Origin of the sequence: Paenarthrobacter sp. NPDC057355 (genome assembly GCF_042667405.1) — a bacterium.
Taxonomy (GTDB): domain Bacteria; phylum Actinomycetota; class Actinomycetes; order Actinomycetales; family Micrococcaceae; genus Arthrobacter.
Genome location: NZ_JBHVAL010000011.1, coordinates 21,822 through 42,170 on the forward strand (window position 1 = coordinate 21,822; position 20,349 = coordinate 42,170).

The window sequence follows — 20,349 nt, forward strand, 5'->3', positions numbered from 1 at the left end:
ACCCACAAACATGGAGGGACACGCCGTCCATTCGAACATATATTCGAATGATTCAACTGTACCTTCGACCTCTGACAACGAAACATCCCGCCCTCCGGACTGTGGAAAAGTCCGAAGGACGGGATGCCGACGCGCACCGAACCGTGCGTAAGTGCAGCTAGGAGCGTGCGGAGTTGTCCTTCCTGTGCACCAGGTAGATGGCGCCAGTGGTGACGTCTTCTTCGAGTGCTTCCAGAGTCCGCCCACGGGTCTCCGGGACCTGGGTGTAGATGAAAATGAGGGCCGCTATACCCACAACACCGAACAGGAAGAACGTCCCCGTGATCCCCACGCCGGCCACCAACGTAGGGAAGAACAGGCCCAGCAGCGCGTTGGCAATCCAGAGGCAGAACACCGAAAGGCCGATGGCAAAACCGCGAACATGAAGCGGGAAGATTTCGGAAAGCATCACCCAAACGGCAATGTTCAGGAACGTCTGCATCGAGCCAACGAAAGCCACCACCAGGAAAAGGATCACGAACGGACGCGCCGCGTTTCCCACGGGAAGCACGATCGAGGCGATGCCGATCAGGAAGTGGCACGCCGTGGTCAAGGTAAAGCCCAGGAGCAGGGTGGTGCGGCGGTTGACACGCTGCATCAAGGTCAGGGCGATCACGCCCCCAATTACCGCGATCACCCCGGGAGCGATGTTGGCAATAAGGGCAGCATTGGAGTCGAATCCGGCCTCGACCAGCACCGACTGGCCGTAGTACATGATCGAATTGATGCCGGTCAGCTGCTGGGCTACACCGAGGCCAATGCCAACCAGGATGATGCGAAGAATCCATTTGTTCTTCAGCGCACCCCATGAGGTCGCCTTCGAGGCCCGCTCTTCGTCGGCAAGGTGCTTTACGTCCGCCATTTCAGCTTCGGCCCGCTCCACCGAGCGGATGGTCTTGAGGACCACCAAGGCCTCTTCCCAGCGCCCCTTGGAAATCAACCAGCGAGGCGATTCGGGCATCCGGAGCATGCCGAAGAACAGTGCGATGGCCGGCAGCGCGGCGACGGCCAGCATGACGCGCCACACTCCCCCGAACTCTCCCCAGATGTTGCCGATAATGGCGTTGACCACGAAGGCAGCGAGCTGGCCGATGACGATCATGAGCTCGTTGCGCCCGGCCAGCGAGCCACGGATCTCGTAGGGCGCCAGCTCGGCAAGGAACACGGGCACCACGGTGGACGCTCCGCCGACAGCCAGGCCGAGAATGACGCGCCCCAGGACCATGACTTCAAAATTCGGGGCAAAGACGCAGGCGATGGTCCCTGCCAGGAAGAGCACCGCGAGCAGGAGGATCGACTTCCGGCGGCCCCATGAATCCGACAGCCGTCCGCCTCCCACAGCCCCGGCCGCTGCGCCGAACAGCAGGGAGCTGGTGACAATTCCCTCTGTCAGTGGCGTCAAGCCGAGGTCGGCCGTCATAGGCCGGAGGGCACCGTTAATGACACCCGTGTCATAGCCGAACAACAGTCCACCGAACGTGGCCACCAAAGCTACGAGGCCAAGGCGCTTTCGATGCGGACCGTTGGTCAGCGGAGGAAGAGCAGCCCCAGGGGCGCCTTCCCGCTGCAATTGCGTTGCAGACATCAGGACTCCTTTGTCAGTGTGTTGCGGGTCATACATATCCGCTCTGGATCCAGACTAACGCGCGAAAGTCTTAAATGTAAGGTCAAACTAACAAACACTTCATTTTGTCCTTTCTGTGACGTGGGAGGATGGAGGGCATGGCCCCCGACCGCCCATACCGCCCCGCAACGCAAAGTGACGTCGCCCGGGAAGTGGGCGTCTCCAGAACGCTGGTGTCATTCGCTTTCCGGGGAGCCCCTGGAGTCAGCGGCGAAACCAAGGAGGCCATCTTCGACGCCGCCAAGCGTCTCGGGTACCGCCCCAACGCGGCAGCCGCCGACCTCGCACGCAAGCACCGTTCCGCCGTCGGGCTTTACTTGATGGATATCCGCAACGAGGTCTACGCCGACATCCTCAGCGGCGTGCGCATGGCCCTTCCATCCGAGGGCAACCGCCTGATCCTGAGCGTATCCCGCTCCGTGGACGGCGTTGACCGGGGCGCGCTGGAGTCCCTCATAGAGGCCCGGGCGGGGATCATCATCGCCGCGACGCTGCTGGATTCGGACGAACAGGTGCAGGAGTTGGCACAGATCGTGCCACTGGTCAGCGTCACCCGGCCAGTGCCAGGCGTAGACAGCGTGTACTCGGATGATGTCGTGGGTGCGGTTGCAGCGACGGAGCACCTGCTCGGCCTCGGACACCAACGCATCGCCCATGTGGCAGGGCCGGCTTACGACGGGCACACCGTCCGGCGCCGCAGTTACCAAAAGACCATGCGCGACGCCGGACTCAAGCCCCTGACATTGGCGGCCGAAGACTTCACCCAGGAAGCGGGACAGCGAGCCGCCACCGTCCTCCTGCAGCAAGCCGACCGGCCGACCGCGATTTTCACGCACAACGATCAACTGGCCCTGGGTGCCCGCGAAGCCGCCCATGCGCTGGGGCTGTCCATCCCGGAGGACCTGTCACTGGTGGGCTACGACAATTCAAGGATTGCCAAGCTGCATGGCATCGATCTGACCACGATCGACCTCCAAGCAGTCGCCCTGGGCCGGGCCGCGGGCACCACTGCACTGGAACGGTTGAAGAATCCTGACGCTCCGGCCGCGGACCAAAAGCTGACGCCCGAACTGGTGATCCGCAGCTCGACGGCGCCACCCCGGACCCAGTACAGCTAGACGTGATGCAGGCACGTCGTCGCTACGCCCCAAATGGTCAGTTCCGACAACGCCGCCACCCTAATGTCGGCAAAGCTGGGGTTATCCGCCTGAAGCACCACGCCCGCGGTGGTGATGCGCAACCGTTTGATGGTCAGCTCACCATCCAAAACAGCGACGACGACGGAGCCGTCCTTGGGCTCCAACGCCCGGTTGACGATCAACTCGTCACCGTCGCTGATTCCGGCGGCTTCCATGGACTGCCCGGTAACACGCACAACGAAAGTGCTCGTGACGTCCTTGATCAGATGCTCATTGAGATCAATCCGGCCATCGAAGTAGTCCTGCGCCGGTGAGGGATACCCCGCCGCCACAGACACAGGAGCCAGCAGCACCGACATCAAGGACAAGCCCGCATCTATCACGCGGGGGCCGACTATCACGCCCACAACACACCTTTATTCGAATATATGTTCGATACTTGAGTGTACAGCGATCGGCGGACATTCGGCGCGGTTTTGGCGAGTTCGCGGGAACGCTGCGAGCTCGCCGGGAAGCTTCCAGCGAACTGGCAGCTTTCCCGCGAACTCGGCGCCGCGAACTGGGCGCTGCGAACCGGCGCCGCGTGCCAGGAGTCCCCTACCCCACCTTGTAGCGAAGGTGCGAGACCAAGCTGGTTCCCCGGACCTCCAAAGGCTCAAGCTTCAGCTCCCCCACCCCATCCAGCAAGCGCTCGCCGCCGCCCAGAACCACAGGCGCGACGTGAAGGCGCAGCTCGTCGATCAGGCCGGCTGACAGGAACTGCCTCGCCGTCGAAGCGCCCCCGGCTATGGCAACGTTCTTCCCGCCCGCAGCTTCCTTGGCGCGCGAGAGCACCGATTCGATGTCGTCATTGACGAAGTGAAACGTGGTGCCGCCTTCCATCACCAGGGGCTCGTGTTCGTGCGAGGTCAGAACGAAAACCGGCGCATGGTAGGGCGGCTCTTCACCCCACCAACCGCGCCATTCCTCGTCCCAGAGCCCGTCGCCAGGCCCGGCGAACATGTTCCGGCCCATGATGTACGCGCCGGCTTCGAGTATCCCGGCCACCTCGGTTGCGTTGATGTCGCGTTCTTTGAACTGCCAACGGTGCAGCATTTCGCCGCCTTCACCGAGCGGTTGCTCCATGCTCTGGTGAGGACCGGCAACGAAGCCGTCAAGAGACACGGTGAGATCACATGTAACCAGGGTCATTCGCCCATCCTGCCATCGCTCCAGGCAGCACGACCAGACCCTATGCGGCGGACCCGGCTGGTCCTACCCTGAAGCTGTCGGCACGCACCAAGAAGAAGGCGGTCATGGCACGTCATCCGGAACCCACGCTGGAGCAGCTCAACGTCCTTGTTGGCGCCTGGGAGACCACTATCCCCACGGCAAAAACCCAGGGCCGGACTACCTTCGAGTGGCTGGAAGGTGGTGGCTTCCTGATCCAGCGCTCCACAGTCCAACGGCCGGAGTACCCCAACGCCGTCAGCATCATCGGTACAACCGGCTCCGACGGGGCATTCCAGCAGCACTACTTCGACTCGCGCGGGGTCGCGCGGATCTACGACATGACCCTCAGTGACGGGGTGTGGACGCTCTTCAGGGACGGACCGGACTGGCCCCAGCGCTTCATTGGCCGGTTCAGCGAAGACCTGAACACCATCACAGCCCGTTTGGAGCGCGGAACGTACCCGGGTGGACCGCTGGAGCACGACTTCGACATGGTTTACGCACGGATCCAGTGACCGCCGGGTAAAAACAGCATTAGTCCACCTCATTTACAGATCCACTGCCCGGTGGGAACATAAGGCCCATAGTCCGCGGAGGCAACGCCCGGCCACGCCCGGCGCCCTCTGCCGCTGCCATGTAGTCAGCTCTCCTCTGAGAGGAACGGCCATGGGTCGTCTGGGGACCGGGAACAGTGGGGATGCGGGTCCTGAACCCGCTGATGATCCCCGGCGCCACACCACGGACAGCATCGAGAAGGTGGATGCCGTGGTGGTGGGATCGGGATTTGGCGGCTCGGTAGCGGCCCTGCGGCTCGCCGAAGCCGGACAGTCCGTGGTGCTGATGGAACGCGGCAGACCCTACCCGCCCGGGAGTTTTGCCCGGACGCCGTCGGAGATGGGCAGGAACTTCTGGGACCCGGACCGCGGCTTGTACGGCCTCTTCGATGCGTGGACCTTCCGCGGCACCGAGGGGCTGGTCTCCAGCGGTCTTGGAGGCGGCTCGCTCATCTACGCGAATGTGCTCCTGCGCAAGGACGAGAAGTGGTTCGTCAATGAATCCCCCGTCCCAGGGGGCGGTTACGAGAATTGGCCGTTCACAAGGGCCGATCTTGATCCCTTCTACGACGCCGCTGAAGCCATGCTGCAGCCCGTCCCCTACCCGTACCAGGACACGGCCAAGACCATGGCCATGGAGAAGACAGCGGCGAATCTGGGCCTTTCCATCACCCGGCCCCCCATCGCCGTCACCTTCTCCACCGGACCAGGCGCAGCGCCCCGCACCAACCAAGCACTCCCGCTCCCCCACTACGGCAGCATCCATGGTCCCAACACTGTGCGGACCACCTGCACCCTCAGCGGTGAGTGCGACATCGGCTGCAACGCAGGCGCCAAGAACACCCTGGACCACAATTATCTGTCCGCGGCAGCCTTCAACGGCGCAGATGTCCGCACCTTCCACGACGTTCGGGGAATCCGTCCCCTGGCTCCCGGCACGGATGACGGCGGTTACGAGGTCCGGTATGTAGTGCATGATCCGGACAGCAAGGGCGGGCTGCTCACCGAACGCATCATCCACTGCCGCCGGCTCATCCTGGGCGCGGGCACTTTCGGGACCAATTTCCTCCTGCTCCGCAACCACGGCTCCCTCCCGGCCCTCAGCGACGCGCTGGGTACGCGCTTCAGCGGCAACGGCGACCTCCTGACCTTCATCATGGACGCCAAGACACCCGCCACCAGCGGTTCCCGCCCCGGCGTCCGCACCCTGACCGGCAGCAAGGGACCGGTCATCACCACCGCGGTCAGGGTCCCGGATTCGAACGACGACGACGGCGACGGCCGCGGCTACTACGTGGAGGACGCCGGGTATCCGGCCTTCATGAACTGGCTCATTGAAACGGCCCAGCTGAAGACCACCGTCAAACGGACGGCCAAAGTCGCTGCCCAGCTTTTCAAAGACAGGCTGTTCGACGCCGGCCGGTCCAATGTCTCGGCGGACCTCGCAGCTGCATTGGGGGACGGGCGGTTGTCGGCCAGCTCCGTGCCCTTGCTGGGTATGGGCCGGGACATACCCGACGGCGTCATGACCCTTCGCGACGGCAGGCTCGCCATCGCCTGGACCATGGCAACGTCCACTGAGTATTTCGGCCGGGTCCGGGGCACAATGTCAGAGATCGCCAAGGACCTGGACGGCGACTTCATCGACAATCCGCTGTGGTGGGCCAAGCGGGTCATCACCGTCCATCCGATCGGTGGAGCACCTGCCGGCCGGCACCCCGCCGAGGCTGTGTGCGACTCGTACGGGGAAGTCTTTGGATACCCGGGGTTGTTCGTGGTGGACGGCGCTGCGATGCCCGGACCCGTGGGGGCCAACCCGTCATTGACCATCGCCGCTTTCGCTGAACGCGCCAGCGCCCACATCATCGAAGTCGGCAACAAGGCCCGGCACCGCGGCATCAGCCCCGGCGATGCGGCAACGGTCCAGGACACAAGCAACCGGGAGGCGACAGGCCAGCGCGAGGCGACAGTCCCACCCGAGGCGGCGGGCGCCGTCGTCGACGTCGGCGCCCTGGCACCGCGGGCACTGGCGCCGGATGCCACCAAGGGCAAGGCGGCGCGTCCGGAACAGCCTGCGAGCGCCGCTGCCCAAGCACAGGCACAGGCACAGGCACAGGCACAGGCACAGGCGTCGGGAACGCGTGGCCTGGAAATGCCAGGCAAGGCGGCAAAGGAAGCAACCTCAGTTCGGTTCACCGAACAGATGCATGGCTGGTTCAGCCCGGGCGTCAGCGACCCGGAGAAGGGCCGCAGCCTGGGCAGGGACAGGTCCCGGAAGATCATGTTTGAACTGACCATCACCGCGGAGGACATCGACGCGTTCGCGGCAGATCCGCGGCACCCGGCCAAGGCGGAGGGCTACGTGCTGGCGGACTACTTCGGCGGCCGGATGCCGGTGGAACGTGGCTGGTTCAACCTGTTCGTCGAGGACCAGTCCGACGACGGCAGGCCGGCCCGGCGCATGCTGTACCGGCTGTGGCTGCGGGACCCGGGCGGGACCCCCTTCACGTTCACCGGCCATAAGCTCATCCACAATGAGGCAGGATTCGACCTCTGGCCGGACACCACCACCCTGTACGCAACGATTCTCCGGGGTCACGTCCCGCCGGACGTCGAGGTGGGGCCGGACGTCGAGGTGGGAGGCAGCCAGGACGGTGTCGTCGGCGCGGGGATCCTGTTCATCCGCCCATTGGATTTTGCCAAGCAATTGACCACCTTCCGGGCAGAGGGTCCTGCTCCCGCCGCGGGCCTGCTGACGTTTGGAAGGTTGTTTGGCGGCGAGCTGTGGCAGGTCTATGGACAGGCCCCCAGGCGCGTGCCGTTCCCCCTCAAGCCGAAGCGATGAAAAGCCGGGAGCTCGCCCAACACCACGCCGTCCTGGGTTTCACTCCCCAAACGGCGGTACGTTGGCTCGCCCCGAAGTCGTTGGCCCGTACTGCCCTGAAGGTCATGGCCGCCACCGTGTTCGCCGATTTCGGTGATAAGCGCGAGTTGGAGGGCAGTTTCCCGGCGGATCCGCTGAGCCTGGACAAACTGCCAGCGCCTGGCCAACCGGCCCAGCCGGCGGTCATGGCGCGTGGTCTGCCGGCCCCCGCTGATCTTGAAACGGGCCCCCAAAAGCGCACTGATTTGTGGATCGACTTCACGGCGGACCTCGGGGACGGCTTCGATGCGAGCTACACGGTTGCTTCCTTGCTGGCGCAGGACGCGCTCAATGTCCACGGTCTTGACCTGCCCAGGGGCCACATCCTGGTGCTGGGTGGTGATGAGGTGTACCCCGTGGCATCCCCGGCCGCGTATGAGGACCGGATGGTGGGGCCGTACCGGATGGCGCTGCCGGCGCGCGGGCCGCTCAAGGAAGCGCCGATCATGCTGGCCCTCCCCGGCAACCACGACTGGTATGACGGCCTGACCTCGTTCATCCGGATCTTCACCCGGAACCGCAGTATCGGCAAGTGGCGGACCATCCAAACCCGCAGCTACTTCGCCCTGCGGCTCACGGGCGAAGCTCCCCGCCCGGACCGTCCCGGCACGCCCGGTTGGTGGCTGCTGGGCCTGGACAGCCAACTGGGCCAGTACATCGACGAACCCCAACTTGAGTACTTCTACCGGAATGTCACTTCGCAACTGCAACCGGGAGACGCGATCATCCTCTGCGTCGCCGCACCATTCTGGGTCAAAGGCCGCGCAGGCTTCCGACAGGTCGGCTTCTTTGAGCAGGACTACCTGCGCCGCCGCTTTGATCCGGAATCACAGTTGTTCGAAGCAACGGGGGCAAGCGTCCGGCTCTGGCTCACCGGCGATCTCCACCACTACTCACGCTATGAAGATGACACTCCGGGCACAGACGCCAAGACCCAGCTCATCACGTGCGGACTCGGTGGAGCCTACTTGTCGGACGCCCACTGGTTGCCGAAGGAGCTCCACCTGCCCGCACCCGCAGGCGTGCCCGCATCAAACAGCGTCCAACAACCGGACAAGCAGCAGCCGCCGACCCGCCGTTTCACGCGAGCCCCCACCATCTATCCGGACCAGTCACACTCACAGCTCCTTGGACCGCGCCTGGCCAACCCCTTCTCCCCGTCCTGGCTACCAGTCCGCAATCCGGGCTTCGGACTCTCCATGGGCGTGGTGCACGTTGTTGCCGCCCTGACCGTCTGGACCGTGTTCAGCGCCTTCAGCGGCGCCTCCTTCATCGAGAGCCTCCGCGGGCTCAGGCACGGGAACACGCCTCTCCTTGTGGCTGCCTTGGTTGTCGCCCTGCCGGCGCTTTTGACAGTGACCACCCTTGCGGCACACGTCCTGCACGTGGCAACTGCCGGGATCACGGTCTTTGTCCGGGGAGCGCTCTGCCAGCTGTCGGCGCTCGCGGTGAGTGCCGCCGTCGTGATCCTGGTGCCATATCCGGGCACGTGGCCGGATGTCGTAGTGGTACTGCTGGCGCTGGCTTTGGTGTACGCGGGCGGTTGGGCGCTGGGAAGCGAGGCGTTCGCCCTGTTCATCCTGGCTACGCCCAGCGGCGAAGTGTCCACCTGGAAAATGTCCGGCCAGGCCATCGAGGACCATAAAGGCTTCCTCCGCCTCCACTTGGCCGCAGACGGCAGCCTGACCGTCTACCCCCTGGCGGTGGACACCATCTGCCGCGACTGGCGGCTGGAAATGAACGACGACGACGCGCGGCTGGTTCCCGAAACGGGCCTGCCTGCCGTGCGGCTGCTTGAACAACCCATCACCATCGCCCAGGCCGTCAGCAATGCACAGGCCGTCAGCAACGCACAAGCAGTCAGCAACGCACAGAAGGGAAGCTCACCATGATCATCACCCGTGCCGAGCACCGGACCGAGGTGATTCCGTTCCGTGCCCGGGACAACACGCCGCTGAGCCTGGTCCACGTCACATCGCCGGTCGAAACCACCAAAGGCCCAGTGCTGCTTGTCCATGGTTCCGGCGTCCGGGCTGAGCTCTTCCGGCCACCAGTACGGACCACGCTGGTCGATGTCCTCCTGGAAGACGGCTGGGACGTGTGGATGCTCAATTGGCGGGCCTCCATCGACCTCGACCCCCTGTCCTGGACCCTCGCCGACGCCGCCGTGTACGACCATCCGGCCGCCGTCGAGCATGTCCTGAACGCAACTGGCGCGGAGACGATGAAGGCTGTGATCCACTGCCAGGGATCGACGTCCTTCACCATGGCCGCCGTCGCAGGGCTGCTGCCGGAGGTGGACACGATCGTCTCCAACGCCGTTTCGCTCCACCCGGTGGTGCCGGCCTTCTCACGCCTGAAGATCGACTACCTGACACCGGTGGTGAAAGTCTTCACCCCGTACCTCTCACCGGCTTGGGGGTACAAGTCGCAGGGCTACTTCACCCGGGCCATCCGCGGCCTGGTCAAAGCCACCCATCACGAATGCGAGAACACCGTTTGCAAGATGGTCAGTTTCACCTACGGCAGCGGCCGTCCCGCCCTCTGGTCGCACGAAAACCTCGACGACGCGACGCACCAGTGGCTCAGCGGCGAGTTCGCGGAGGTGCCGGTGACGTTCTTCGAAGAAATGGGCCGGAGCATCAAGGCCGGGCACATGGTGGCCGCGGGAAACCACCCCGAGCTCCCGGACAACCTCGTGGCGGAAGCTCCGCAAACGGACGCCCGGTTCGCTTTCATCGCCGGGCTGGAGAACCGGTGCTTCCTCCCCGACAGCCAACAACGCAGCTACGGATTTTTCCAGAAACACCGCCCCGGAAAAGACTCACTCCACCTCATCCCCGGTTATGGCCACCTTGATGTTTTCTTCGGCGACCACGCCTGGCAGGACACGTTCCCCATCATCGTCCAGGAGCTGAACGGAACCCAACAGTCGGGCACACACCAGGAGCCAACGCCATGAAAACCCTCACCCAGATGCTCACTCCCCTGCTCAAGCTCATGCCCTCGCCGGTTCCCCGCAGGCAGGAACAGCTCCGTGGCCAGCACGCCTTCGCCGATGGCATCAAGTACGTCATGCCGGTCAACTCCGACGATTCACCTGTGCTGATGGCGGCCTTCCCCATCAACAAACGCGCAGCCGCAGCGGTCCTGCCCGGCGCCGAACTGCGGCCGTTCAGTCTTGGCGGCAAGGGCCTGCTGGTGGTAACCGTGGTCAACTACAAGTCCACGGACATCGGCAAGTACATCGAATACTCGCTGGCCATCGCCATCACCCATGGCAGCAGACCCGCGCCGCCCATCCTGCCTCTGCTGTTCCAGAAGACCTTCAAGCTTGGACAGTTTGTGGTGGACCTGCCCGTCAGCACGGAAATCTCCGTCAAAGGCGGCAAGGGGATTTGGGGCATGCCCAAACACCAGGCCAACCTGGACTTCGTGGTCACAGACTCCACCGTGTCTGCACAGTACGACCAGGACGGCCAGCTGGGGTGCTACATCGAGATCGAGCGCCCTGAGCCTTTGGGCCTGCCACTGAAACTGGCCGCATCCAACTACTGCGCCTTCCGCAACATGCTGTGGAAATCCGACATCTACTTCGAGGCCACAGGAGACATCGCACTCGGAGCACAAGCCAAGGCACGCCTCGTTCTCGGTGACGCGCCCGGCGTCGAGTCCTTGAAAAAACTGCAAGTGGAGAACAAACCGGTCTTCACCGCCTGGCTGCCGCAAGCGCACGGCGTCCTGGATGACCACTACGAAGCCTGGTTCCTCACTGCCCCCACCCAGCTGGAGGCAGTGGCACTTCCCGGCGGCGACATGCTGGACAGCGTGACGGACCTTGGGCAAGCGCAGGAGTGGCTGGCTCCTCCGGACCGGAGCCGGGTACCGGGGGCCGTTCCAAACCCGCAACCGGACGGGGAGAGAGCATGAACTGGCTTCTCCTGCTCAACGCCCTCTATTTCCTCTTCGGTGCCACCATGTACGTCGGCACCATGTGGGTCCTCAAGTTCTTCCTCTACCCCACCTGGCATTCACTGGCCCGCGACAACGTGGACATGCACTTTGGCATCCCCACCCGGGCCGCCACCAAGTTCTTCACCATCGTGGTGCCCATCATGTTCATCTCCGGAGGCATCCTCGTGTGGTCCGAATGGGGCACCGTCCGGGTCATCTTCGCCATCATCTGCCTGGTGGGGATCATCACGCTCACCGTCGTGGGACAGGGACTCATCATCCCCATCAACGTGAGGATCCGGGGCGGCGACTTCGCCGACGACACCGAGCTCCGGTCCCTGCTCCAGCGGTGGATGCTGCTCAACGACATCCGCTTCTACGTCTCTACACTGACCTGGGCGTCGATGGTGTGGCTCCTTGTTGACCGCGGCCGCCTGCTGGAGTCCTTCACATGACTGATCCCCTCCGCGCGGTCCTCACAGCCATCGCCGGCATCACCGTCCTCAGCGGTGCGGCGCAAGTCCCCTTCGGAGGCCCCATCCTCCGCTTGTTGGGCGCAGAAGACACCGCCACCAGCCGCCAACTTTTCGGGACAGTCGGCATGTTCATGGTGATCGTGGGTGGACTGCTCCTCCACACCCTGCTCAGCGGCGCTCCCTCTGCCGTCGTCGTTCTCTGGTCCGGGCTCCAGAAAGCCGGAGCTTTCGGGGCGGTGGGCCTCGGGGTACTGAACGGAGTCTTCTCCCCTCTTGCGCTGGGGGTCGCCTTTTTTGACCTTGCGACGGCGGTACTCCTGTTCATCCATTGGCGCAGGATCCGCGTCCCCGCAGCTTCCAGGGGGCCGGCAGGACGGAAAACACCATGAAGCGCTCCCTGGTCCTGGCCGGCGGCGGAATGCGCGTCGCCTGGCAGGCAGGCGTGGTCAAAGCGCTCGCCGAGGAAGGAATTGAATTCCAGCACATCGACGGCACCTCCGGCGGCATCCTGACCGCTGGAATGATGCTCTCCGGGGTTTCCCCGGAGGAGATGTGCCGCCGCTGGTCCGACGTGGACGTCAAGGATTTCAGCTCTGCCCTGCCCTTTGCCGATTACGTCAAAGGGCCATGGTCCCTGCCCGCACTGGGTGACGCCGACGGCATCCTCAGCAAGATCTTCCCCGCCCTCGGCATCAACGCGGAAACGATCCGTGCCCGCGCCACGGGACGGGGCGCCGTCGAAGGTTCCTTCAACGTAGTGGAGTTCACGTCGAAACAGTGCCACGCCATCGACGCCGCCCACATTGACGCTGGGCTGATGGCTGCCGGCATGTCGCTGCCCATTTTCCTTGAACCGCTCCGCCGTGACGGGAAGATCTGGACCGATGCCGTGTGGGTCCGGGACGCCAACGTTGGAGAGGCCTTGCGTCGCGGCGCCGGGGAAGTCTGGTTGATCTGGTGCATTGGCAATTCCCCGTATTGGGGGGACGGCCCGCTGGAGCAATACGTCCACATGATCGAGATGAGTGCCATGGGCGCCCTCCTGGCTGACTTTGACGCCGCGGCCGCGGCAGGGCGGGAGTTCGTGCTGCATGTGATCCGCCCTGAGCACCCCTTGCCGCTGGATCCCGAGTTCTATCTGGGGCGGATCGACGCCGCAACGTTGATCGGCATGGGGTATCGCGATGCCCGGGCGTATCTCGACGCCAGGGACCTGGGCGGTCTCGCGAAGGACGCACGCTGCACGGCGATGACCGAACCCCTGCCGGGTGTCCGTTTCAACGACGTTCTGCACGGCGAGCTGGACGGCCAACCGCTGAGGTTCCGGGCCGCCGTCGTGATGCCCTCGCAACCCGGGGCCAGGCCACCGAAGCTGAGCGGCTACCTTGACCACCCACGGTTCGGCCGCACGTTCCTGGCCGACGGCCGGGTTGAAGTGATCGGCGACGACATCAGGTACCGCGCCCGGGTCCGGCTGGACGGCCGGTGGCAGGACGTTGCCGTCACCCGGAGCCTTCACGACGACCCCGGCCCCGATGCCTGGCCGGACATCCGGAATGCCAGGCTGGAGATGGGCGGGCACGTGGTGGAGCTCACCATGGACCTGGGTGATGTGGCGGCCCTGCTTGCTTCCGTGGAACCCGTCGGCGCCCATGGGGTGACTGAGCGCGCACAAGCCGTGGCCCGCTTCACCGTCAACGGATTCCGCGAGCTTTTACGGCGGTACTGAGACCCTGCGCACAGGGATGTGACGCACGTTATTACCGGCCGGTAAACAGCAGGCTACGAACGCGCCCAAGATGGCAACAGCGGTGAAACACCCGCGAAAAACCGGCCGCCTACGCTGATGATCAACAGCACCAAACAGGTCATCAGCGAAAGGGCCCACCATGTCCTCCACTTCCGTTCACATCGTCATCGCCGGAGCCGGCCCAGCAGCCCAGGCACTGGTACGGCGGCTGGCGGGCAGGACCGACAACCGTCAACAACCCTTCGCCGGGACCATCACCGTGCTCAGCAACCGCGACGACTGCCCGGACGCCCTCCTGGAACTGGCAGAACTGCCCCAGGTTTCCGTACGCTTCGGCCAGGCCGCAAGTTTCATAGACTCCGACGCCAAAGTGGTCACCACCGTGGACGGCATGGAGTTCACCTACGACCAATTGGTCATCGCCACAGGTTCGGCCCCGGCCCTTCCTCCCGTAGAGGGCGCGGACGCGGTGTTGAGCTACTCCACCATTGACGACGCCGCCTCCATCGGTGAAGCCGTCAAGGATGTCACCCGTTCGGTCGGCCGCCGCCCCTTGGGAATCCTTGTCGGCAATGGTCCAGCAGCGGGCCAGGCCGAAGCGGTGCTGCGTGCACGGGGCGTCCGTCCCGTCCGGACCACCCTCCGCCCTGCGGCCGTGGTCGCCGCCGAGCCGGCGGGTTCCGGGCAAGCCCAGGCCGCCGCGGGCATCGTCTTCGAGGACGGCAGCAGCATGAAGGGTGACCTCGTGGTGCTGGCCGAGGAACGCACCGCACGCAATGACCTGGCTGAAAGTGCCGGGCTCCAGATAGCGTTCGACGGCGGAATCGCCGTGGGGCGCGACCTCGCCACCTCGGTCCCTGGCATCTGGGCGATCGGCGATGCCGCGTCCTGCGACGGCCTGCGCCTGGGCCTGCTCTTGTCCGCTGAGTCCTCGGCGATGCTGTGCGCCTCGGGCATGCTCCTGGGTTCGGCGGGAAGAGGTCTCCAGACCCCGCTGGCTGCCTGATTGCCGTCTGCCCTGGCCCGCCTGAGCACCCCGGGAAGGCCAGGGCAGACCCGCAGCCGTGTGGCAAGATGGTCCTTTGACGGGCAGTGACAACCCTGCGGCCACCGGGCCGGCCACGCCCTGCACGGAAGGATCCCATGAGCAACGAAGCCGTCGCCCCTGCAAACATCGCCTCCTACATCGACCACACTCTTTTGAAGCCTGAGGCCAGCGAGGCGGACATCCTCAAGGTGTGCGCCGAGGCCGTTGAGTACAAGTTCAAGTCCGTTTGCGTGAACCCTGTGTGGGTCAAAACCGTCACCAAAGCCCTCCGGGGCTCGGGAGTGCTGACGTGTTCTGTAATCGGCTTTCCGCTGGGTGCAACGCCCACCGACGTCAAGACGTTCGAAGCCCGGGGTGCCGTGCTCGATGGCGCCAACGAAATCGACATGGTGATCAATATGGCCTCGGCCCGCGCCAACGACAAGGGCGCTTTGGTCGATGACATCCGCGCCGTGGCAGAAACCGTCCACGCCGGCGAAGCCATCCTGAAAGTCATCATTGAGACCTCCATGCTCAACGACGAACAAAAGGTCATCGCCTGCGAGGCAGCGGTTGAGGCCGGCGCCGACTTCGTCAAGACGTCCACCGGATTCAACGGCGGCGGCGCCACTGCGGAAGATGTTGCCTTGATGCGCAAGACCGTAGGCCCGAAGCTCGGCGTCAAAGCCTCCGGTGGCGTGCGCTCCCTGGCCGACGCACAGGCTATGATTGCTGCTGGTGCAACACGTATCGGAGCGAGTTCCGGAATTGCCATCGTCAAGGGTGAACAGGGTTCATCTGCCTACTGAGGCTTCCGCAACTGCCAGAGATTTTTGAGCCCTGCGGGGCCGAGGAGGAATGAATGTCCAAGAACGCCACAAGTGCCCCCATTGAAAAAGAAAACAGTCTCGGCACGAGCATCGTCTTGTTCCTGGTCATGATTGTGCTCTTCCTGGGTGCCATCTACTCGCTCTCCTTCCTGACCCTTGACAACCCGTGGCCGATGGCCGTTTGCCTGGGCCTTTTCGCCCTGGCGTTCTGGATTCCCCAGACCGTCCTTGGCCGCTCTGACTCTGCCGGCGAAAACTAAAAGCCTTTAAGCAACGCGGGGTCACTTACGGCCCATAATCCCCTCTGGGATGGGCCGTAAGTGACCCCGCGTTGCTGTTTTAAAGTGCGAGCGCCGCCAGGAATGCGGGCCAATGCAGTTGGGCCAGCGACCAAGCCGCCGCTCCCATCCCCACCATCGCGTAGCCACTGACGGGAATCAGCACCAGCCATTCGCGTCGGGAGCCAGCACGTCCCAGCAGTGGCAGGGAAAAGGCCCCGTTCGCCCGCCAGATTCCGCTCACCAGCGACTTCCGCAGGAACTTGGGCGGCTTGATGACGATAGGCCACAGTAGGGGCACGCCACCGACCGTGATCATGTCCCCCACGATATGAACCACCACGCCCGTGAGCATGGACAACGGGAGCCAGCCCCACTGATCAGGGGCAAACCAAGTCACCAGGCCTGCCATGACCAGGGCAAAGAGCCAGTTGGTGATCCACCCCGACTTTGGGAACAGATTCAGCGCCTTGGCAGCCAGGTTGATCATGAACATGCACAGCAGCCCCGCGCCGATGGAAAGCTTGCCCACCGGGGTCATCATCTGGAACTGCGCGGCCATCGCGGCAAGCACCACGAACGCCGAGGCCCCCAACAATGAGTGAGTACCCTGCCGGTGCCCACCGCTGGCCTTTTCGATCCCCACGGCGATCACGTTGGACAGGGGCGGCAGCGAGTTCGCGATGGTGCTGTGCCGGTGGTCCCAGTCGCACACGAGCGCAGTTCCCGCCGTCGCCATGGCTCCGATCAGGATTCCAGTGGAATCCAAGGGGTACCAGCCCAAGGCATACGGGCCGGTCGAGGCAATAGCTATCCACGCCGCGGCTCCCGACGCGGCGTGGTGTCCTCCCATCATTCGCTTAGCCTGCCTTTACAGGCACATCGGCGAAGATCGCTTCAATGACGTTGTTGGCCCACTGCAGGATCTCGGCGTCCTGCAGGTCGCGTCCGCCGATCCTGGCGGTCTTGGGCTTGGGAATCAGCACGGCGTCCAGGGCAGGCTTGACCTGCGAACCCGGGTACATGCGATTCAGGCGCATGGTTTTGGATTCGGGCAGTTGCGCCGGCGAGAAGCGGATGAAGTTGCCTTGGAGTGCGACGTCGGACAGGCCGGCTTCGCGGGCACCGACCCGGAAGCGGGCCACGGCAATGAGGTTCTGGGCAGGGAGCGGCGGCTCACCGTAGCGGTCCACGAGTTCTGCAAGGACTTCGTCGATCGCCTCGTAGGTGATGGCGGCAGCGAGCTTGCGGTAGGCCTCCAGGCGCAGCCTCTCCCCCGGCACGTAGTCGTGCGGGAGGTGGGCGTTGACGGGCAGCTCGATCTTCATCTCGGCGGCCTTCTCCTCCGCCTCACCGCGGTACTCGGCCACGGCCTCGCCCACCAGCCGGATGTAGAGGTCGAAACCGACGCCTTGGATGTGGCCTGACTGTTCTCCGCCCAGCAGGTTGCCCGCGCCACGGATTTCGAGGTCCTTCATGGCCAGCTGCATGCCCGCGCCGAGCTCATTATGCGCGGCCACTGCCTTGAGGCGTTCCAGCGCTACCTCGCCCAACGGCTTTTCGGAGGGGTACAGGAAGTAGGCGTAGGCACGCTCCCGTCCACGGCCAACACGGCCACGGAGCTGGTGCAGCTGCGAGAGTCCGTACTTGTCTGCCCCGTCAACAATGAGAGTGTTGGCGTTGGAGATGTCCAGGCCGGTCTCGATGATGGTGGTGCAGACCAGGACGTCGAAGCGCTTCTCCCAGAAGTCAACGATGATCTTCTCCAGGCGGCTCTCGGACATCTGCCCGTGCGCCACCTCCACCCGCGCTTCAGGGACAAGCTCCCGGATCTGGGCGGCGATGCGCTCGATCGAGGACACCCTGTTATGGACGAAGAACACCTGTCCCTCGCGCATGAGTTCGCGGCGGATTGCTGCCGAGGTCTGCTTGTTGGTAAACGGCCCCACGTACGTCAGCACGGGGTGTCGCTCTTCAGGCGGTGTGGCCAGCGTTGAGGTTTCCCGAATGCCGGTGAGCGACATTTCCAGGGTTCGCGGGATGGGCGTGGCGCTCATGGCCAACACGTCCACGTTGGTGCGCATCTTCTTGAGCGCTTCCTTGTGTTCAACGCCGAAACGCTGTTCCTCGTCCACAATGACCAGGCCAAGGTCCTTGAACTCGAAGTCCTTGGACAGCAGCCGGTGCGTTCCGATCACCACGTCCACGGCGCCACTCTTGACGCCTTCGGCTGTTTCCTTGGCCTCTTTGCTGGACTGGAAACGGGACAGCGGCTTCACGCGCAGCGGGAAGCCGGAGAAGCGTTCGGTGAAGGTTTCGTAGTGCTGCTGGGCCAACAGTGTGGTGGGCACAAGAACGGCTACCTGCTTGCCGTCCTGGACAGCTTTGAAGGCCGCCCGGACAGCGATCTCGGTCTTGCCGTAGCCCACATCACCGGACACCAGCCGGTCCATGGGGATCTCGCGTTCCATGTCGGCTTTGACCTCGTTGATGGTGGTCAGCTGGTCAGGTGTCTCCACGTATGGGAAGGCTTCCTCAAGCTCGCGCTGCCACGGGGTGTCCGGGGCGAAGGCGTGGCCGCGGGATGCCATGCGGGCAGAGTACAGGCGGATCAGTTCGCCGGCGATTTCCTTGACGGCTTTGCGGGCCTTGGACTTGGTGCTGGCCCAGTCCGCGCCGCCCATCTTGCTCAACGCGGGCGTGTCCCCACCGACGTAGCGGGTCACCTGGTCCAACTGGTCCGTGGGCACGAAGAGACGGTCTCCCGGGGCGCCGCGCTTGGACGGAGCATACTCGAGCACCAGGTACTCGCGCAGTCCGGCATCGGACGACGACGTCCCGGTCACCTTGCGCTGGATGAGCTCCACGAACCTGCCGATGCCGTGCTGCTCGTGAACCACGAAGTCCCCGGCGTGCAGCTGCAACGGATCAACGGCGTTGCGCCGCTTGGAGGGCATACGCCGCATGTCCTTCGTGGAACTGGCCGAGGCCCGTCCCAGGAGGTCCGCTTCGGTCAGCAGCCCCAGTTTGAGTCCGTCCAAGACAAAGCCACGGCCGACGGCGGCAGTAGTCACCTCGATGATGCCCGGTTGGGGCTCCTCATCCAGGGACTCAACGCGGGAACACGGGATCTCTGCGTCATGGAACAGCTCGGCCAACCGCTGCGCGGGTCCCGGGCCATCTGTTACCACTACGACGCGCCACTGATCGCGGACGCGGGAGCCGATGAATTCGAGCATTTCGGCGACGTCGCCCTGGTAGCCACGAGGTTCCCGGGCTCGCATGTTCAATACATCGATGTCCAGGACCAGGTCCTCGTCCGAGGCGAGGGAAGTGATGGACCACCAGGAAACGCCGTGTTCCAGCGCGGAAGTACGCGTGTCCGTCAGCGAACGGAAACTGGCGGCATGCAGGTCCGTTGAAGCCTGGGACGATAGGTCCAGTGGCGTCGCACCGCCGTCGGACGCTGTTGACCAGGCCGCTTCCAGAAACTCCTCGTTGGTGGCCGCGAGGTCGTGCGCACGGGTGCGTACCTTCTCGGGTTCGATCACCACGGAGAGCGACCCGGCCGGGAGCTGGTCCACAAACGGAACCATGGCATCGACCAGCACGGGCGCCAGGGATTCCATACCCTCAACGGCGATGCCACCGGCGATCTTCTCCAGCATGTCCGCAGCGGCGGGCATGTCGGCCTTCAGCTTGGCGGCGCGCGACATTACGGAGGGAGTGATGAGGATTTCCCGGCACGGCGGGGCGTGCAGTTCCGTGGGGTGGTGGATTCCGGGCGCCGTCAGGGAACGCTGGTCGGCAACGGCAAACCAGCGCATCTGGTCCACTTCGTCGCCGAAGAACTCCACCCGGATGGGGTGGTCCTCGGTGGGCGGGAAGACATCGAGGATGCCACCTCGGACGGCGAATTCACCGCGATGCGTCACCATGTCCACGCGGGCGTAGGCGGCATCGGACAGGGCGCGGACAACCTCGCTGAAGGACCGCTCCTGTCCCACCTGCAACGTCACCGGCACCAGATCGCCCAAGCCGGCCACAATCGGCTGGACCACTGCGCGGACCGGGGCCACCACCACACGCAAGGGGGCCGCCGTCGAGGTTTCCGGGTGGGTGAGGCGGCGCAGGACCGACAGTCGCCGACCCACCGTGTCCGAGCGCGGCGAAAGGCGCTCATGCGGCAGGGTTTCCCAGCTGGGGAAAGCGGCCACGGAATCCGCCGGAAGGTAGGAGCACAGTGCTGCGGCGAGGTCTTCGGCCTCCCTGCCGGTCGCGGTGACGGCGAGGACCACCGGGGCGCCCCCACCATCGGCACCAGCATCGGCCAGGGCATCTGCCATTTCGGCGATCAGAACGGCGCGCATCCCGGTGGGGGCGCTGATCTGGTAGTCGGTGTTGCGGTCGCTGAAGGGCCGCTGCGCCTCTGTTCGAACGCGCGCAAACGTCTTGTCCTCCGCCAGTGCGCGGCGCAGACCGTTGAGGCTCATGGCAGAAACTCCTAGGGTGGGTCCAAGGGCAGGCAACACAAATGCCCGGA

At 64.5% G+C, this 20,349-nt stretch carries 17 protein-coding genes; 12 read left to right on the forward strand and 5 right to left on the reverse strand.

Annotation, left to right across the window (positions count from 1 at the left end; translation table 11 throughout):
- Positions 1-157: 157 nt before the first annotated feature.
- Complete coding sequence (locus tag ACFUOZ_RS13300) at positions 158-1,624, reverse strand: sugar porter family MFS transporter (RefSeq protein WP_377548824.1); 1,467 nt, start codon at positions 1,622-1,624, stop codon at positions 158-160.
- 137 nt (positions 1,625-1,761) lie between these two features.
- On the opposite strand from ACFUOZ_RS13300, the gene ACFUOZ_RS13305 reads away from it, so the two are divergent.
- Entirely contained in the window at positions 1,762-2,781 is a 1,020-nt protein-coding gene (locus tag ACFUOZ_RS13305) for a LacI family DNA-binding transcriptional regulator (protein WP_377548826.1), read from the forward strand.
- Here the strand turns inward: ACFUOZ_RS13305 and ACFUOZ_RS13310 are convergent.
- Together ACFUOZ_RS13310 and ACFUOZ_RS13315 are read right to left on the reverse strand one after the other, a co-directional pair.
- The gene (locus ACFUOZ_RS13310; RefSeq protein WP_377548828.1) at positions 2,778-3,209 is read right to left on the reverse strand and encodes a LexA family protein; all 432 of its coding nucleotides are present in this window, start codon (positions 3,207-3,209) and stop codon (positions 2,778-2,780) included. The genes ACFUOZ_RS13305 and ACFUOZ_RS13310 overlap by 4 nt on opposite strands.
- 190 nt (positions 3,210-3,399) lie before the next feature.
- On the reverse strand, positions 3,400-3,993 hold the full coding sequence (locus ACFUOZ_RS13315) for a dihydrofolate reductase family protein (protein WP_377548830.1): 594 nt from the start codon (positions 3,991-3,993) through the stop codon (positions 3,400-3,402).
- A 104-nt stretch (positions 3,994-4,097) separates the two neighbouring features.
- Between ACFUOZ_RS13315 and ACFUOZ_RS13320 the strand changes: the two genes are divergently transcribed.
- The 11 genes from ACFUOZ_RS13320 to ACFUOZ_RS13370 all read left to right on the forward strand — a co-directional run bounded on the left by ACFUOZ_RS13320 (position 4,098) and on the right by ACFUOZ_RS13370 (position 15,788).
- Positions 4,098-4,529, forward strand: coding sequence for a hypothetical protein (locus ACFUOZ_RS13320; protein ID WP_377548832.1), 432 nt, complete (start codon positions 4,098-4,100; stop codon positions 4,527-4,529).
- A gap of 151 nt (positions 4,530-4,680) precedes the next feature.
- On the forward strand, positions 4,681-7,413 hold the full coding sequence (locus tag ACFUOZ_RS13325) for a GMC oxidoreductase (RefSeq protein ID WP_377548835.1): 2,733 nt from the start codon (positions 4,681-4,683) through the stop codon (positions 7,411-7,413).
- Complete coding sequence (locus ACFUOZ_RS13330; RefSeq protein WP_377548838.1) at positions 7,410-9,383, forward strand: hypothetical protein; 1,974 nt, start codon at positions 7,410-7,412, stop codon at positions 9,381-9,383. Before ACFUOZ_RS13325 ends, ACFUOZ_RS13330 begins: the two co-directional genes overlap by 4 nt.
- A complete protein-coding gene (locus ACFUOZ_RS13335) occupies positions 9,380-10,453 on the forward strand; it encodes an alpha/beta fold hydrolase (protein ID WP_377548841.1) in 1,074 nt (357 codons plus the stop codon). The genes ACFUOZ_RS13330 and ACFUOZ_RS13335 overlap by 4 nt, the downstream gene beginning before the upstream one ends.
- Positions 10,450-11,421, forward strand: coding sequence for an acetoacetate decarboxylase family protein (locus ACFUOZ_RS13340; RefSeq protein ID WP_377548843.1), 972 nt, complete (start codon positions 10,450-10,452; stop codon positions 11,419-11,421). The genes ACFUOZ_RS13335 and ACFUOZ_RS13340 overlap by 4 nt, the downstream gene beginning before the upstream one ends.
- Positions 11,418-11,900 (forward strand): hypothetical protein, encoded by a 483-nt coding sequence (locus tag ACFUOZ_RS13345; RefSeq protein ID WP_377548845.1) that lies wholly within the window; start codon positions 11,418-11,420, stop codon positions 11,898-11,900. The genes ACFUOZ_RS13340 and ACFUOZ_RS13345 overlap by 4 nt, the downstream gene beginning before the upstream one ends.
- Positions 11,897-12,310 (forward strand): hypothetical protein, encoded by a 414-nt coding sequence (locus tag ACFUOZ_RS13350; protein ID WP_377548848.1) that lies wholly within the window; start codon positions 11,897-11,899, stop codon positions 12,308-12,310. Before ACFUOZ_RS13345 ends, ACFUOZ_RS13350 begins: the two co-directional genes overlap by 4 nt.
- On the forward strand, positions 12,307-13,650 hold the full coding sequence (locus tag ACFUOZ_RS13355) for a patatin-like phospholipase family protein (protein ID WP_377548850.1): 1,344 nt from the start codon (positions 12,307-12,309) through the stop codon (positions 13,648-13,650). The genes ACFUOZ_RS13350 and ACFUOZ_RS13355 overlap by 4 nt, the downstream gene beginning before the upstream one ends.
- Positions 13,651-13,810: 160 nt before the next feature.
- Positions 13,811-14,677 carry an FAD-dependent oxidoreductase gene (locus ACFUOZ_RS13360; protein WP_377548852.1) on the forward strand — a complete coding sequence of 289 codons (867 nt, stop codon included), beginning with the start codon at positions 13,811-13,813 and terminating at the stop codon, positions 14,675-14,677.
- A gap of 137 nt (positions 14,678-14,814) precedes the next feature.
- On the forward strand, positions 14,815-15,507 hold the full coding sequence (gene deoC / locus ACFUOZ_RS13365; RefSeq protein ID WP_377548855.1) for a deoxyribose-phosphate aldolase: 693 nt from the start codon (positions 14,815-14,817) through the stop codon (positions 15,505-15,507).
- Between the two features lie 53 nt (positions 15,508-15,560).
- Entirely contained in the window at positions 15,561-15,788 is a 228-nt protein-coding gene (locus ACFUOZ_RS13370; RefSeq protein WP_377548857.1) for a hypothetical protein, read from the forward strand.
- Between the two features lie 79 nt (positions 15,789-15,867).
- Here the strand turns inward: ACFUOZ_RS13370 and ACFUOZ_RS13375 are convergent, their stop codons facing one another.
- Both ACFUOZ_RS13375 and mfd read right to left on the reverse strand, forming a co-directional pair.
- The gene (locus ACFUOZ_RS13375; protein WP_377548859.1) at positions 15,868-16,662 is read right to left on the reverse strand and encodes a metal-dependent hydrolase; all 795 of its coding nucleotides are present in this window, start codon (positions 16,660-16,662) and stop codon (positions 15,868-15,870) included.
- Positions 16,663-16,666: 4 nt separating this feature from the next.
- Positions 16,667-20,299: a transcription-repair coupling factor gene (gene mfd / locus ACFUOZ_RS13380; protein WP_377548861.1), complete on the reverse strand. Its 3,633-nt coding sequence runs from the start codon at positions 20,297-20,299 to the stop codon at positions 16,667-16,669.
- Positions 20,300-20,349: the final 50 nt, after the last annotated feature.